At 48.3% G+C, this 14,272-nt stretch carries 14 protein-coding genes; 6 read left to right on the forward strand and 8 right to left on the reverse strand.

What is annotated here, in order from left to right:
• Nucleotides 1–96: 96 nt before the first annotated feature.
• The 4 genes from VHA_RS14960 to htpX form a co-directional block, all read right to left on the reverse strand.
• Nucleotides 97–432: a YgiW/YdeI family stress tolerance OB fold protein gene (locus VHA_RS14960; RefSeq protein WP_005505773.1), complete on the reverse strand. Its 336-nt coding sequence runs from the start codon at nucleotides 430–432 to the stop codon at nucleotides 97–99.
• A gap of 201 nt (nucleotides 433–633) precedes the next feature.
• Nucleotides 634–1,956, reverse strand: a complete 1,323-nt coding sequence (locus VHA_RS14965; protein WP_005505775.1) for a DUF1501 domain-containing protein — start codon at nucleotides 1,954–1,956, stop codon at nucleotides 634–636.
• Nucleotides 1,953–3,575, reverse strand: coding sequence for a DUF1800 domain-containing protein (locus tag VHA_RS14970; RefSeq protein WP_005505776.1), 1,623 nt, complete (start codon nucleotides 3,573–3,575; stop codon nucleotides 1,953–1,955). The genes VHA_RS14965 and VHA_RS14970 overlap by 4 nt, the downstream gene beginning before the upstream one ends.
• Before the next feature lie 430 nt (nucleotides 3,576–4,005).
• Nucleotides 4,006–4,887, reverse strand: a complete 882-nt coding sequence (gene htpX / locus VHA_RS14975) for a protease HtpX (protein WP_040529073.1) — start codon at nucleotides 4,885–4,887, stop codon at nucleotides 4,006–4,008.
• Between the two features lie 375 nt (nucleotides 4,888–5,262).
• On the opposite strand from htpX, the gene VHA_RS19050 reads away from it, so the two are divergent.
• Nucleotides 5,263–5,439, forward strand: coding sequence for a hypothetical protein (locus VHA_RS19050; RefSeq protein ID WP_005505779.1), 177 nt, complete (start codon nucleotides 5,263–5,265; stop codon nucleotides 5,437–5,439).
• Nucleotides 5,440–5,499: 60 nt separating this feature from the next.
• On the opposite strand, the gene bioD is transcribed toward VHA_RS19050, so the two are convergent.
• From bioD to bioB, 4 genes are read right to left on the reverse strand one after another with little or no spacing between them, the layout of a single operon-like run.
• Nucleotides 5,500–6,180, reverse strand: a complete 681-nt coding sequence (bioD, locus tag VHA_RS14985; protein ID WP_005505780.1) for a dethiobiotin synthase — start codon at nucleotides 6,178–6,180, stop codon at nucleotides 5,500–5,502.
• The gene (gene bioC / locus VHA_RS14990; protein WP_005505781.1) at nucleotides 6,173–6,988 is read right to left on the reverse strand and encodes a malonyl-ACP O-methyltransferase BioC; all 816 of its coding nucleotides are present in this window, start codon (nucleotides 6,986–6,988) and stop codon (nucleotides 6,173–6,175) included. The genes bioD and bioC overlap by 8 nt, the downstream gene beginning before the upstream one ends.
• Complete coding sequence (gene bioF / locus VHA_RS14995) at nucleotides 6,985–8,151, reverse strand: 8-amino-7-oxononanoate synthase (RefSeq protein ID WP_040529075.1); 1,167 nt, start codon at nucleotides 8,149–8,151, stop codon at nucleotides 6,985–6,987. Before bioF ends, bioC begins: the two co-directional genes overlap by 4 nt.
• A gap of 15 nt (nucleotides 8,152–8,166) precedes the next feature.
• A complete protein-coding gene (bioB, locus tag VHA_RS15000) occupies nucleotides 8,167–9,219 on the reverse strand; it encodes a biotin synthase BioB (RefSeq protein WP_005505783.1) in 1,053 nt (350 codons plus the stop codon).
• Between the two features lie 143 nt (nucleotides 9,220–9,362).
• Between bioB and bioA the strand changes: the two genes are divergently transcribed.
• From bioA to sstT, 5 genes are all read left to right on the forward strand, one after another.
• Nucleotides 9,363–10,628 (forward strand): adenosylmethionine--8-amino-7-oxononanoate transaminase, encoded by a 1,266-nt coding sequence (gene bioA / locus VHA_RS15005; protein WP_005505785.1) that lies wholly within the window; start codon nucleotides 9,363–9,365, stop codon nucleotides 10,626–10,628.
• Between the two features lie 76 nt (nucleotides 10,629–10,704).
• Nucleotides 10,705–11,256 carry an LON peptidase substrate-binding domain-containing protein gene (locus VHA_RS15010; protein WP_005505787.1) on the forward strand — a complete coding sequence of 184 codons (552 nt, stop codon included), beginning with the start codon at nucleotides 10,705–10,707 and terminating at the stop codon, nucleotides 11,254–11,256.
• A gap of 68 nt (nucleotides 11,257–11,324) precedes the next feature.
• Entirely contained in the window at nucleotides 11,325–11,957 is a 633-nt protein-coding gene (locus VHA_RS15015; protein WP_040529077.1) for a sigma-70 family RNA polymerase sigma factor, read from the forward strand.
• Entirely contained in the window at nucleotides 11,950–12,618 is a 669-nt protein-coding gene (locus VHA_RS15020; protein ID WP_005505807.1) for a ChrR family anti-sigma-E factor, read from the forward strand. Before VHA_RS15015 ends, VHA_RS15020 begins: the two co-directional genes overlap by 8 nt.
• A 362-nt stretch (nucleotides 12,619–12,980) precedes the next feature.
• On the forward strand, nucleotides 12,981–14,219 hold the full coding sequence (gene sstT, locus VHA_RS15025) for a serine/threonine transporter SstT (RefSeq protein WP_040529079.1): 1,239 nt from the start codon (nucleotides 12,981–12,983) through the stop codon (nucleotides 14,217–14,219).
• Nucleotides 14,220–14,272: the final 53 nt, after the last annotated feature.

The following is a 14,272-nucleotide window of genomic DNA, read 5'->3' on the forward strand; positions in this document are numbered from 1 at the left end:
GAAAACAGCAATTAGACGGATGGGGTTAAGGCCAAATATTGGTGTAAGAATAAGGCAGCCCTGAATTCAGAGCCACCTCAAATCATAATCGATATGTTAGTTCTTCGTGATAGTATCTACGTCTATCTTAACTGAACGCCATTCTGTGTCGACTTCACCACGAATCGTCACATTGTCATTAGGTGTCACGTTTTGCCCTAGCCAATCTTCATTGTCAATTTCAACCTGGATCTCGCCGGTGCTGTCACGGAACAGATAAAGCTCACTGCCCAACTCTTGAACGATGTGTCCTTTTAGCACAACCGCGCTTTCATCTTTTGCTTCCAGCGCCGCTTTAACCGTATTGATACTGTTAACACTTGGCCCCTGAAATGCAGCAAATGCTGAGCTGGACAACACCATCAATACTGATAATGCAATGTATTTTTTCATTTAAAAACCTTTCATCAAGACAAAAGTAATAAGGTAGTGTTCCTGTTCAGAAACGCAGTACTTACGTCAGTTGACCTTCCGTGGTTAACAAACCTAGAAATAGACATATTTTGCACGATAAACTGTGAAGTAATCGTGAAGACATCTCATCGCAAAAAAGAGTGAGTTCAGCAGGTTTGGGTAAAAAAACCAACATACTGGCTATACACTGACACTACGACGAACCATCGGACCACCAAATTTAAACAGAGTTGGAAATACAGTATTCAATGCGCTGCTGTTTAATCCTAACCATTGGACCATATAGGCAGCATACTGTTCATGTGAAATTTTTGGAATTAATCGTCCTTCCCCGTTGTCGTCTTCACCGCCACGGGTAAAATCAGGATAAGTGCCGTAGCAAGTGCCTTGAGTGATACCGCCCCCAAACAAGAAGTGCCCGTTTCCCCAGCCATGATCTGTACCATTACGCGAATTATCATGCATAGCGCGACCAAACTCAGACAGCGTGCAAGTCATGACCTTATCACTCAACCCCTCTGCATCCAGCGAAGCGTAGAGACCCGCTATCGCCTCCGAAAACTCATCCATCAGTTCATTCTGACGGCGTTCTTGATTGTCGTGAGTATCAAAGCCTCCCATGGAAACATAGAATACTTGGCGGTTATGACCTAACAATGGCGCCCCTTCAATCATTTGTTTCACCGTGCGCAGCTGCATCCCAAGGTTAGAGCTTGGAACACGGGTATCCATTGAAATGCTCCCCGCAACAGGCCCCATTTGATCCTGAGCATACATAGCCTGCTTAATAACCTCTGCATAACCTGCTACAAGCGGTGAATCATAGTATTGGTTTGCGCTGGATTCATAGCCCGAGCGCATGGCGGCGTTTTTCAGCATCCGTAAAGATTCAAAGCCATCTTTATTGACGAATATTTTTTCTGCATCAAACGCATCGAGTAGAGAATTAGGTCCCGTATGGAAGGCATTTGGCATACCACCGAGATCTCTGGACAACAAATCCATAGACATCCCCAACCAGCCATTTTCACTGTACTGTTGACCCATCCAGCTGCGCTGCCACACTTCCTGTTGCTTGTTGTGCGCAAAAAGGAACGGGGGCAATTCTGCTCGACCACTAACAACATCACGTTGTGTCACGGGTGCCAACAACGGTCCTACATTGAGTGCAAAGCTGGCTTTTCCTTGCTCAAATAGCGGGATCAAAGGAGCCATCGCCTTGTGAAGACCAAGCTGGACGCCATTCACATCTTTAATCGCTAACGTATTAACCATTCTGCGTGGCACGGCGATCCCTTGCCTGGACGATGCATATTTCTTGTAGTGGGTATGGTCCACCGGGATCACCTGATGGAAGAAATCATTGCCCCCCGCCAGAAAAACACAAATCAGGGCCTTGTAATCTTCGACATCATTCGCCTGAACACTCCAGCTTAACGGAGCTGCGGCTGTTGTGCTGACAACCCCCAAAGATTGGATAAAACGCCTTCTTGTCAGTTTCATACGCGATTCTCCTGAACGTGAAAATAAGGAGATACCAGAGCAATGAAAAGTAGACGCTGAACCCATTTTCCCGGTGCCAAGTTCAAACCGTTATATTGGCGATAAAGCGACTCTTTCAATACCTTTGGCATTGCACCGTTAAAAAAACGTTCTGATGTTTCCTGGACAAAGCCTTTAATGTCTTTGTTAGCAATCAAGGTCTTAAAATCTTCAACATCAATATAAAGCTCATTACTTAACGGTGCCGTTATTTTCTGGAGATTTAGCCGGAGAATACCGTATATGAAATTGTGGACATAAATAATATGCGACCAATCTATAATTTGTAATTCTGGTGCAACCAAATTATTTTCTTTTATAACACCTTTCGGCGCATAATCTGGCAAATAGAAATTAAAAACAGAGGGGGCTCCCAACGGATATTGGTTACAGGTTTTTAAATACACCAGATCCGTTTTCACAACCCTACTTCCCGCCCCTGGTTTTACATTCAAAGCGCGATAAAGACAAACCAAGGACAACCAGGGTTCGCGAATCTTGCTCATGCTTTGGGGCGGTGCGGTATACACGTCAGGGTCACTTAGAATGGCCCAGATGACGGCCTTCAAGTCTCCCGTCACTCCCATGCCATTATCAAGAAAAGCCTCAGTAACACGGCGGACATAATCCGGTGACGGGTTTGAAGTAACAAGACGCTGGATTAATCCGTGACAAATATTGGGAGCGGTTGAAGGATGGTGCAACAACATGTCCATAACCTGATCCAGTTCTTGCTCAGCGGACATATTCTCAGGAAACTGATGTCCCATTACCCATTTTTCACCACTGTCGTGGTCCGTTGCATGATTTACCATCGGTTGTAGGAATGTGTTATCTGTGTGATGCCAGCCAGTGAATACTCTGGCCAGTTCCTGAATATCTTTTTCAGTGTAACAAGGAATAGGCTGACCATTCCCATCAAGTTCATAAGTACCATCAATATCACGCTGGTAAAGCCCCACAGAAAAGAGCTGCATGATCTCGCGGGCATAATTTTCATCCGGCCGGCGACCTGTTGCCGGATCCCCTTTCCTGTTGCCAACCATCGTAAGGTATTGCCCCATCACCGCCGACAACGACACTTCTTTCAACAAATCACGATAATGACCAAAGGCATGTTGACATAGCATATCGTTATAACTGGCCATCGCTGGCGCACGATAGGATAATGCAGCGTCTTGATCCGAAACGACAAAAATCTGTGATAATGCGTATGCAACACGTTGTCTTAACTGGTCTTTTGAATAAAATGCAATATCCAGCCAAGCCCTGATCCGGGTTGATCTTGACGGTTTTTTGCCGTAACCCTGAACCTCGAATTGTTGATAACACTGTTTTAGGTGGGAAGAGACAGGAAGTGCAATTTGCTCGTCAAACCAGGTTTTAGCGCCCTTGTTAATTAAATTTTCCACTTCACCTTTTTTGGGCCCGAACGTGGCGAGATCTAACCAACGCGAAGCATGAGAAAAAGAATCAAATTGCATATCGAATACCCTCAATTTGTCTGGATAATTCTGGTATTCACTGATGTGAATTTGCCTTTTATTTAAATCACCCGAAACGTAAATGAGAATATTCATACTTATCTAATCAAATCATATTTTATTGTCTGAATTGGTGGAACACTTCAATATTTAGACAAAGTCTACATATTGAGACACCATATAAATTGACACTCCACACACCAATGCACTACGCGAAAAAATCTTCATCAAAATATTAGCAAAGCCAGAATGAAACATTGTCAAAATTCCATGACTTTTGTCATGCGCACTTTGTTGGATATATTAATCATTCGATTTACTTATTATTTTTCATTAGGTTGCTATCTATTAAGCGCTATATTCAAACCGCCTGAAGAGACTTGAGATCAGAGGACATTGATACATTCAATTCAAGGCGTATTGAGACCTTCCCTTCAGGCTTCTAACTGGCAAAAGTCAATGCCACGAATAAAAAACGCCCCCTTTTTCATAGGAGGCGTTTTATCAAAATCAGGGTAGTGTCCGATTACAAGTGCTCACCGCTACGCAGCGCTGCAATACGCTTTTCCAGTGGTGGGTGTGTCATAAACAGCTCACTCAAGGACTTCTTGCCATTGATGCCAAACGCCATCATTGACCCTTCAAGACGGCTTTCATGACTCATCTTCAGGCGCTCAAGGGCGGCTATCATCTTCTCTTTACCCACCAACTTGGCTGAGCCAGCATCCGCTTTAAATTCACGGTGGCGGCTAAACCACATTGTCAGGATACTGGCCAAAAGACCGAATACAATTTCCAGAATCGAAGACACCACGAAGTACACCATGAAGCTGCCGCCGCTCTCTCCTTCTTCATCATTATTGTTCATGCCGCTGACAGCACCAGCGATGATACGAGAGATAAAGATCACGAAGGTATTTACAACCCCTTGCATCAGCGCCATCGTGACCATGTCGCCGTTTGCAATGTGGCTCACTTCATGGGCCAGCACGGCTTCGGCTTCATCACGGGTCATGTTCTCAAGCAGACCGCTGGACACGGCTACCAGGGAGTCATCTTTTTTTGCACCAGTTGCAAAGGCGTTAATGTCATCTGAGTAATAAATCGCAACGGTTGGCATGCCAATGCCAGCCTGTTGTGCCTGACGACTAACCGTGCTCATCAGCCAATGTTCTGTCTCATTGCGTGGGTGCTCGATCACCTGACCGCCAACAGAGCGAAGCGCCATAGACTTCGACATCATCAAGGAAATCAGGGAACCACCAAAGCCAAACAAGGCTGCCATAACCAGCAGACCTGAAAGGCTGCCAGGCTGAAGACCTGTGACTGCGTACACGATGTTTAATACAATGCTGAAGACAAACAGAACAGCCAGGTTTGTCAACAGAAATAAAGCGATACGTTTCATTGCTTCAATTGTCTCCGAAAAATGGAAGCGTTATACCCTGCCCACCACCAATGCCACTATTTTCAGTGCTGCCAATGTTCAGGGTATCTAGGGTGTGTTGGACTGATGAGGTCAACAGACCCTAGGCAAATAGTAGGGTCGAATTGCGGAAAAACAAGTTCATGTAACAATTTAAAACACAAATTATTGCGGACATACGCTGTATGCTATCTTAAAACCATACAGGCAAAGAGAAGAAGCGTCATACATTAGACCGCATTAGACTTTTGTCGAGTTGTAATCGTCACTGCTGAGGAATAACGTACGTACACATGATGAAGTGTTGAATAGGCACATTGTAGCCCGGCAGGGGCACGATTCTAAGGAGAAAGAATCATGGCTGACAAAGAAAATTATCGAATGGCAATCGATATCCTTTGCTGTCACTTGGGCATGAGCTTTGATGAAGCTTGTGCTGAACTAGGTCTCGCTGACGACGAGAATGCAAAGCTTCAGAAGGTTTCAGATGTTCAGCAGTCGCTGATGGGGCTTTTGCCGGAAGACAGCAAATAAGCACCAAACTAAAAGTCACGTTTTCATATGAAAGCCAGCACCTCGCTGGCTTTTTTCTGGTTAGAACCCTAACGGCGTAATGTCGATATAACCACTCAGATCTCGCGACTTTATCGACGACATATAAGGAATTTCTCCAAGCTTTGGTACTTTCAGGTGATGCTCCAGCGTTTTGACGATGTCACTGTAATGCTCTATTCCCGGATTAATGCGGTTAGCAATCCACCCCACAATCTCCAGACCGTCACGACGAACTGCTTCTGCCGTCAGGTAGGCGTGGTTCAGACACCCCAACTTGATACCCACCACCAAAATGACAGGCAGTTTTTCGCCCACCACCCAGTCGGCCAATGTTGTGTCGAATGAGATGGGCACACGCCAGCCGCCCGCCCCTTCCACTAATGTGAAATCTGAACGTGCCTGTAACGCTTTCAATCCCTCAGACAATACCGAGAAATCAACCGTTTCATTTTCCAGTTTCGCAGCAATATGTGGTGAACATGCCGCATGGAGCAAACATGGATTCACATCCTGATAGCTGACGTCGACCGTTGAACATTCACGAAGACGGATGGCATCCGAGTTCATCGGGCCTTGTTCAGTGTCTTTACTGCCTGCTGCAATCGGCTTATAACCTGCCACACTATGGCCAGCCTTGGAAACAGCCTGCATAACCGCCATGGATGCGACGGTTTTTCCCACTTCGGTGTCTGTACCTGTGACGAAATAACTCTTATTCATTATCTATCGTTCCAAAGCAAACCTTGTACGTAGCGGGGAGCTCACCGTCGTCCAGCTTGAACTCACCATAGGCGTCTTCCAGCTCAATGAAGGTACGCCTGCCAACCAACCCCGCACTTCTGCCCTCCCGTAAATGCGTTGCACCAATACCTTTCAGGTCCTTCATCAACGCTAATGCGGAGGGGTAACGTTCCATCACTGTTCTACATTCTATGTGAGTGTGGTTGCACTTAGCTTGAGCGAGCGCAATGTTTACCTGCTTGAGTGATAAAAAGGCATTCACGTGAGATTCACCCTTCACACCTCGCCATGCCTGCTTCAACTCTTCCAGTGAGCCTTCAAGTAACGTAGTAAAATAGATTTTCCCTCCCGGTTTCACTACCCGCTTTAGCTCGCGCAATGGAACAGAAAGATCGTCACACCATTGCAGGGCCAAAGAACTGAAAGCTGCATCCAAGCAGTTGTCTGGCAACGGCAGGCACTCTGCATCTCCCGCAATATAGACCGCTTGATTTCCACATCGCTTCCACGCCTTTTCAAGCATTTTGTCGGACAAGTCCAACGCAATCACGCTGGCGCCTTCATTAAGCAACTGCTGGGTGAAATAACCGGTACCACACCCCAAATCAAGGACAGTCTTCCCCATCCAATCTGTGCAACACGCCATCAGCTGATGTCCAACCCTACGCTGAAACGCAGCGCTGGCATCGTAAGTTTGGGCTGCGCGACCAAACGCCGCTTGAATGGCCTTTTTCTCTTCATTCAGCCTATGCAACGTTTGCAGTGAAACATTCATCATCTGGCTCATGCTTCCTCCTGCAACAAACTACGCAGCGTGGAAGCCAACGACCTGACCTGCGTTTCCTCATGGCTGACAGAGAGCGTGATACGAAGGCGCGCTGTGTTTACTGGAACAGTCGGTGGACGAATAGCGCCGATCCAATAACCGGCATCTTTGAGTGAAACCGCCAATGACTGCATACGTTCAACACTGCCAAGTACCACTGGCTTAATCGGCGTGATCGTAGGAAGTACCGCAGAAAACCCCGCTAACCCGCGATGGAAAATGTCGGAAAGGACTGCCAATTTTTCCCGGCGCCACGATTGGGTCTGGATAAGGAAAACTGCTTTTTCAAGCGCATGGGCCTGCGCGGGTGGCATCGCGGTGGAATACACATAGTGGCGGGCAAACTGGGTTAAATAGTCATGCACGGATTCACTGCAAAGTACCGCGGCTCCCATCATGCCAAACGCTTTGCCAAAGGTGACAACCAGAATGTCAGGCTTGATCCCCGCATGGTCTGCACTCCCCCGTCCCTCTTTGCCTAAAATGCCGCAACCATGAGCATCGTCAACCATCAGCCAGCTCTGGTTTTCCTCGCAACACCGTTTCATTTCCGCCAGCGGTGAAAGATCGCCATCCATACTGAATACACCTTCCGTTACCGTCAGGGAAGCCGAGTCACTGCGCTTCAGGAGTTGGCTCAGCCTGTCGACATCGTTGTGTGGAAAGCGCTTCATGGTTGCCGGTGAAAGCATTCCCGCTTCTATTAATGAAGCATGGTTCAATTTGTCCTGCAGCAGCAGATCGCCTTTTTCCAGCAAGGCAAAAATCACGGCCTGATTGGCAGAAAAACCACTGTTGAAAAGCAAGGCCCGGTCAAAGCCCAACCACTCACATAAGCATGACTCCAGTGAAAGATGGGGGTAGGAATAACCACTCACCAAGGGCGAGGCGGTGCTGCCTGCGCCGTATTTAGAAAGGCCATCCTGACAGGCATGGATCAGCTCAGGCTCTTGTGCGAGCCCAAGGTAGTCATTGCCGGAAAAATTAACGAACTGGCGATCTGCGCTGTCTGTTAATGTGCCGGGTTGCAACCTGAACGCTGACACCTGTCGGTGGAGATGCTGTTGCCGCCGTGCTTCGAGCCTCTGACTGAGTCGACGTTGCAGTTGGCTTTGTTCACACATTGTCGCTGGGCCCCCCTACACGCTCGCGTCGTAGAAGAGGTCATCTTTATCCGGACGCGACGCGACACGCTCAGCAACCTTGTTCAGCAGGTTTTCTTCCTGAACGGCGTCTGGTTTCTGTGCCGCCTGCTCACTGTTAATACCTAACTTCCTGAAAAGCTGCATGTCGGCATCTTCATTCGGGTTTGGCGTTGTCAGCAGTTTGCAACCATAGAAAATCGAATTCGCGCCAGCCATAAAACACATTGCCTGCATTTGCTCGTTCATGTTTTCCCGGCCAGCAGAAAGACGAACAGCAGATTTCGGCATCATGATACGTGTAACAGCGATAATGCGGATAAAGTCAAATGGGTCAACATCATCAACCGATTCCAGTGGGGTGCCTTTTACTTTCACCAGCATATTGATGGGAACACTTTCCGGGTGGTGTGGCAGGTTTGCCAGCTCCACCAGCAAACCAGCGCGATCTGATGCACTTTCGCCAAGGCCAATAATGCCACCGGAGCAGACTTTCATTCCAGCTTCGCGCACATGAGAAAGGGTATCAAGGCGATCCTGGAAAGTACGGGTGGTGATGATATTGCTATAGTGCTCGCGAGAGGTATCCAGATTGTGGTTGTAGTAATCAAGCCCTGCCCCTGCCAGTTCATTGGCCTGCTCTGGCGTCAACATACCCAGAGTCATACAGGTTTCGAGCCCCATGTCTTTCACCCCTGAGATCATTGCTTTCAGGTAAGGCATGTCACGCGATTTCGGATTCTTCCATGCCGCCCCCATGCAGAAGCGGGTCGCACCAGCGCTCTTGGCTTTTTGCGCGGCATCCAATACGCGTTCTACATCAAGAAGGCGCTCTTTTTCCACATCTGTGCGGTAATGTGCGCTCTGTGGGCAGTACTTGCAGTCTTCCGGGCAGGCACCGGTTTTGATGGAAAGCAGCGTGCTGACCTGAACCTGGTTCGCCGGCTGGTATTTCCTGTGTACCTGCTGCGCTTCAAACATCAGATCCATAAAAGGTTTTTCAAAAAGGGCCTGCACTTCGCCGACAGTCCAGTTATGGCGTACTTCCACCTGTATTACCTCACGTTGATTCCAGTGTTAGTTGAATAGATCCGTAAAGAGATCGTCTTGTAATACTTGTTCAGTCTAAGGTCGACCCTTACAATGTCAACATAAACAACATTACATAGTTTACAACTGAGCACTTTAAAAGCATGGATATCGCATTCGATCGCAACCACATCTGGCACCCGTACACATCAACAATCACCCCTCTGACCTGTTATCCCGTCACCAGGGCCGAAGGCGTATACATTTACCTTGAAGATGGCACTCCATTGATCGATGGTATGTCGTCCTGGTGGGCCGCCATTCATGGCTACAACCACCCGGCGTTGAATAACGCCGTGACTGACCAGCTTGCACAGATGTCGCACGTTATGTTTGGCGGCATCACCCACGAGCCAGCTATCGCGCTTTGTAAAAAATTGGTAGCGATGACGCCCGCGTCACTGGAAAAGGTGTTCCTGTGCGATTCCGGGTCAATATCGGTCGAGGTTGCATTGAAAATGGCCTTGCAGTACTGGCATGCAAAAGGAGAAAGCCGGGCCAAATTCCTCACTCTTCGCCATGGGTATCACGGTGACAGCTTTGCTGCGATGTCTGTAACGGACCCAGACAATTCCATGCACAGGCTCTACAAAGGCTTTTTGCCCGAGCATATCTTTGCCGACTCCCCTGCCTGTGGTTTCTACGATGAGTGGCATGAAAGCGACATTGCCGATTTCAAAGATAAGCTCAAGGCAAACGCCGCCAATATCGCCGCTGTTATTCTTGAACCGATTGTTCAGGGCGCCGGCGGCATGCGGATTTATCACCCCAGCTACCTGAAACGAGTACGGGAGCTGTGTGATGAGTATGGGGTGCTGCTGATTTGTGATGAAATCGCCACCGGTTTTGGCCGGACAGGCAAATTGTTCGCCTGTGAACATGCTGGTATTGAGCCTGACATCCTATGCCTTGGTAAGGCCCTTACCGGAGGGTATATGACCATGGCAGCTACCCTCACCACCCAGCATGTCGCTGATACGGTATGCAGCGGCGAGGCAGGTTGCTTTATGCATGGCCCGACGTTTATGGGAAACCCGCTGGCCGCTGCGGTTGCCAACGCCAGCCTTCAGTTATTGCTTGATACCCCCTGGCAGGAAAAAGTTCTGGGTATTGAATCTGTACTTTCAACACTATTGCCGCCTTTACTGTCATCAGATGCCGTCAAGGCGGTTCGCTGGCTGGGCGCTATTGGCGTGGTAGAAACCCATCATCCTGTCAATGTTGAGGCCATCCAGAAACACTTCGTTCAAAAAGGCGTATGGATCCGCCCCTTCAGCCGACTGGTTTACATCATGCCCCCCTATGACATCACCCCTATGCAATTACAGCAACTGGTTGACGCAATTCGTACTGGTTTAGATGAGCAATAACCGGCCAATCGTTAGGCAAGGTGATCGTCGTCGTTGATTCCTCCGTAATTCTCCACAGAAATAAATGGAGGTTTCAATGCGTTTAGGTCTTTTCCCGTTACCACTTTTCCTTCTTCCGGGAGGCATCACCAAGCTCAGGATTTTCGAGCCACGTTATGTACGGTTGGTAAAAGAATCCATGGCCACCGATTCAGGGTTTGTGCTGGCGATGAAAGACGGCGATGCAATTTGCCGGTTCGGCACCCATGTAAAAATTGTCGACTTCGAAACGCTCCCCGATGGACTGCTGGGTATCACCATCCGCGGCGCATCACGGGTCAGCCTGTCGAACATTGGACAGGAAGAAGATGGTCTGTGGGTAGCGAATGCCGACACATTGCCTGCATGGCAGGAACAGTCTGAAGCCGGCATGCTTGGCGAGGTGTTAGAGGATTTGTTCGAAGCACATCCAGAACACGCCGCCCAATACGGGAACGAAAAGCGCTTTGATGACATGCTCTGGGTTTGCCAACGCTGGCTGGAAGTACTTCCGCTGGCGAACAGCCAACGACAATGGTTCCTTGCCCAACAAGATCTCGCTGAAGTAAAACAATTCATTTCTCTGCTTCTCAGCGAAGAAAATAGTTGATATTCACGTGATCCAAATGGTATCCGGATACGTTTCGACTGATAAGACATTTACAGGACACTAACATCATGGAACGGGTCGAAAGCACTTATAATTCAAACTACCAGAAACCTTCCCAAAGCCGGTCTACTATGTCATCACCCACGCCAGAGTATCTGGCAGAATTGCTTCATCGCGTTGCTAACGACAGAGACGACGCCGCATTTTCAGCGCTGTTCAGTCATTTTGCACCCAAAGTGCGGGCATATGGCTTGCGTCATCTGCGAGCAGATGGGCAAGCAATGGAGCTGGTCCAGGAGACCATGATCCTGGTGTGGCGAAAAGCATACCTCTACGATGGGTCGAAAGGCGGTGCATCAACGTGGATTTTCACAATCATGCGAAACGTGAGTTTTGACATGCTCAGGAAAGTGAAAAGTAATAGGGAAGATTGCCTCAGTGGTGATATCTGGCCATTGATTGACGGAGAGGTTGGCGATCAGGAAGAAGAAGCATTGCAAGAACAAATCCAGTCGCAGTTACTCTCTTACATTGACCTCCTGCCTGATTTGCAGCAACAAGTCGTCCGGGGGGTATACCTGAAACAGTTGACGCATCAGGAAATTGCCGACCAGTTAAATGTACCTCTCGGTACTATCAAATCACGGTTAAGACTTGGCCTACAAAAACTGCGTACTCATCTGGAGGTTAACAATGATTAAGTATCATCCGTCTGACGCTCTATTGAAATCACATGCGGCGGGTGAACTGGTGGCATCCATGTCTATTGCTGTAGCCGCTCACTGCGAGCTATGCCAGGATTGCGCAGAAAAGAGCACTATCTACGAAACAGAAGCAGCCAACAACGCGTTCTCAAATGACGAAAAAATCCCCGTTGATGCCTCAGTAAATGACATGTTCGCAAGCATGCTGTCATCGATCATTAATGATGAAACCAAGCCTCAGACAAAAGTATCTGCCTCTCCCTCTTCTGAGATCGAGGTTGCCGGCGAAAGATACGTGTTACCCGTCGCATTGCGCCGTTATCATCACCTGGGATGGAGTTCAATGGGGGCTATCAGCCGTGCAAGGCTGCCACTCAATGAAGGTGACACACGCGCAAGTCTGCTTCATATCGGGATAAACGGGTCTGTTCCCAGCCATACACATAAAGGCATGGAAGTGACTCTGCTATTGAGCGGCCATTTTGAAGATGAACAGGACACCTATGTGCCCGGCGATTTCATTGTCTTGGACAGCTCTCACCACCACACACCACGTACGCATGACGGCTGCCTATGTTACACAGTGGCAGACGCTCCCCTGCACTTCACTAAGGGAGTCAGCCAACTGTTAAATGCGGTCGGCAGGGTGATTTATTAAACCCATAAGTGTTGTCAGCTCAGTGACAATCGTAATTGAAAGCGTCATTAATGACGCTTTTTCTTGCATTTCACCTATAAAACGTTTAATTATCCAACGATTCACATCTTATTCTGCCCATATACCTTTATAAAATCATGCATATGCGATCTCACAGTATATTTTGTGTCAATTTCCACTTTACAGAATGAGTGCCCAACTGATTTAATCCCTTTCGCTAACTATGCATTAACAGTTTTTACCTCAGATACGCGGGTATTTGAGGTGTTGTAGGTTAAACCTAAATCGACGGGAGGCCCCATGTCTCCAGAAAAATTAGGTAAATAGGGCCTAAGACCCTTACACAGTGAAGTGAGATTATAATGACGCAAACACAATCACCTTTAGCCCGAATAACAAACGCCAGCCTGGTCGTGCAGATCCTGATAGGTATTATTGCCGGTGTTGCCCTGGCAAGCTTCTCGCCGGAAAGTGCCAAAGCAGTAGGATTTTTAGGCAGTTTGTTTGTCAGCGCATTAAAAGCTGTCGCCCCTATTCTTGTGTTTATTCTGGTGGCGGCATCTATCGCAAATCAGCGAAAGGGCCAACATACTCACCTTAAACCCATAATTACGCTTTATCTTGTTGGTACCTTCGCGGCAGCGCTCACCGCTGTCACCATGAGCTTTTTGTTCCCAACCGAGCTGACCCTGAGCACCTCCGATTCGGCCATTGCACCACCAGAAGGCATTGTTCAGGTCATCACTACCTTGCTGTTCAACATTGTTGACAACCCTATCAGTGCACTGATGAATGGCAACTTCATCGGTATTCTGGCTTGGGCGATTGGTCTGGGAATCGCATTGCACCATGCCAATGGCACCACAAAAATGGTTTTCGGTGATATTGCGGAAGGCGTTTCTTTTATTGTTCGCAATATTATCAAGCTGGCTCCCTTGGGTATCTTCGGCCTGGTCGCAAAGACATTTGCGGAAACAGGCTTCGAAGCATTAATGGGCTACGCACATTTGCTGGCAGTATTGTTGGGAAGTATGGCGTTTATTGCCTTGGTGGTGAATCCAGCTATCGTTTATGTCAAAACCCGCGCCAATCCCTACCCGCTGGTATTCCAGTGTCTGCGTGAAAGCGGTATGACGGCCTTTTTCACCCGCAGCTCAGCGGCAAACATTCCAGTTAACATGCAACTGTGTAGCCGACTGAAACTGAACAAAGACACGTACTCGGTTTCTATTCCATTGGGTGCAACCATTAACATGGGCGGCGCGGCAATCACTATCACCGTACTGACACTGGCTGCAGTCAATACGCTGGGTATTCAGGTTGATCTCGCGACAGCTGTGCTGCTGAGTGTGGTTGCAGCAGTGTCAGCATGTGGGGCATCTGGCGTAGCGGGTGGTTCACTGCTGCTGATCCCTCTGGCGTGTAACCTGTTCGGTATCCCGAATGACATCGCCATGCAGGTTGTCGCGGTTGGCTTTATCATCGGTGTGGTTCAGGATTCTGCTGAAACGGCGCTGAACAGTTCAACGGACGTGGTTTTCACCGCGGCAGCCTGTCGTGCAGTCGAGCGTGAAGCGATGCAGGAAAAACTGGCGAAATAACCGACCAGTTGCCTCCCCCCCCTTTATCAAAGGCGCTTCGGCGCCTTTTTTCT

The sequence above is a fragment of the Grimontia hollisae CIP 101886 genome, from assembly GCF_000176515.1.
Classification (GTDB): Bacteria; Pseudomonadota; Gammaproteobacteria; order Enterobacterales; family Vibrionaceae; genus Enterovibrio; species Enterovibrio hollisae.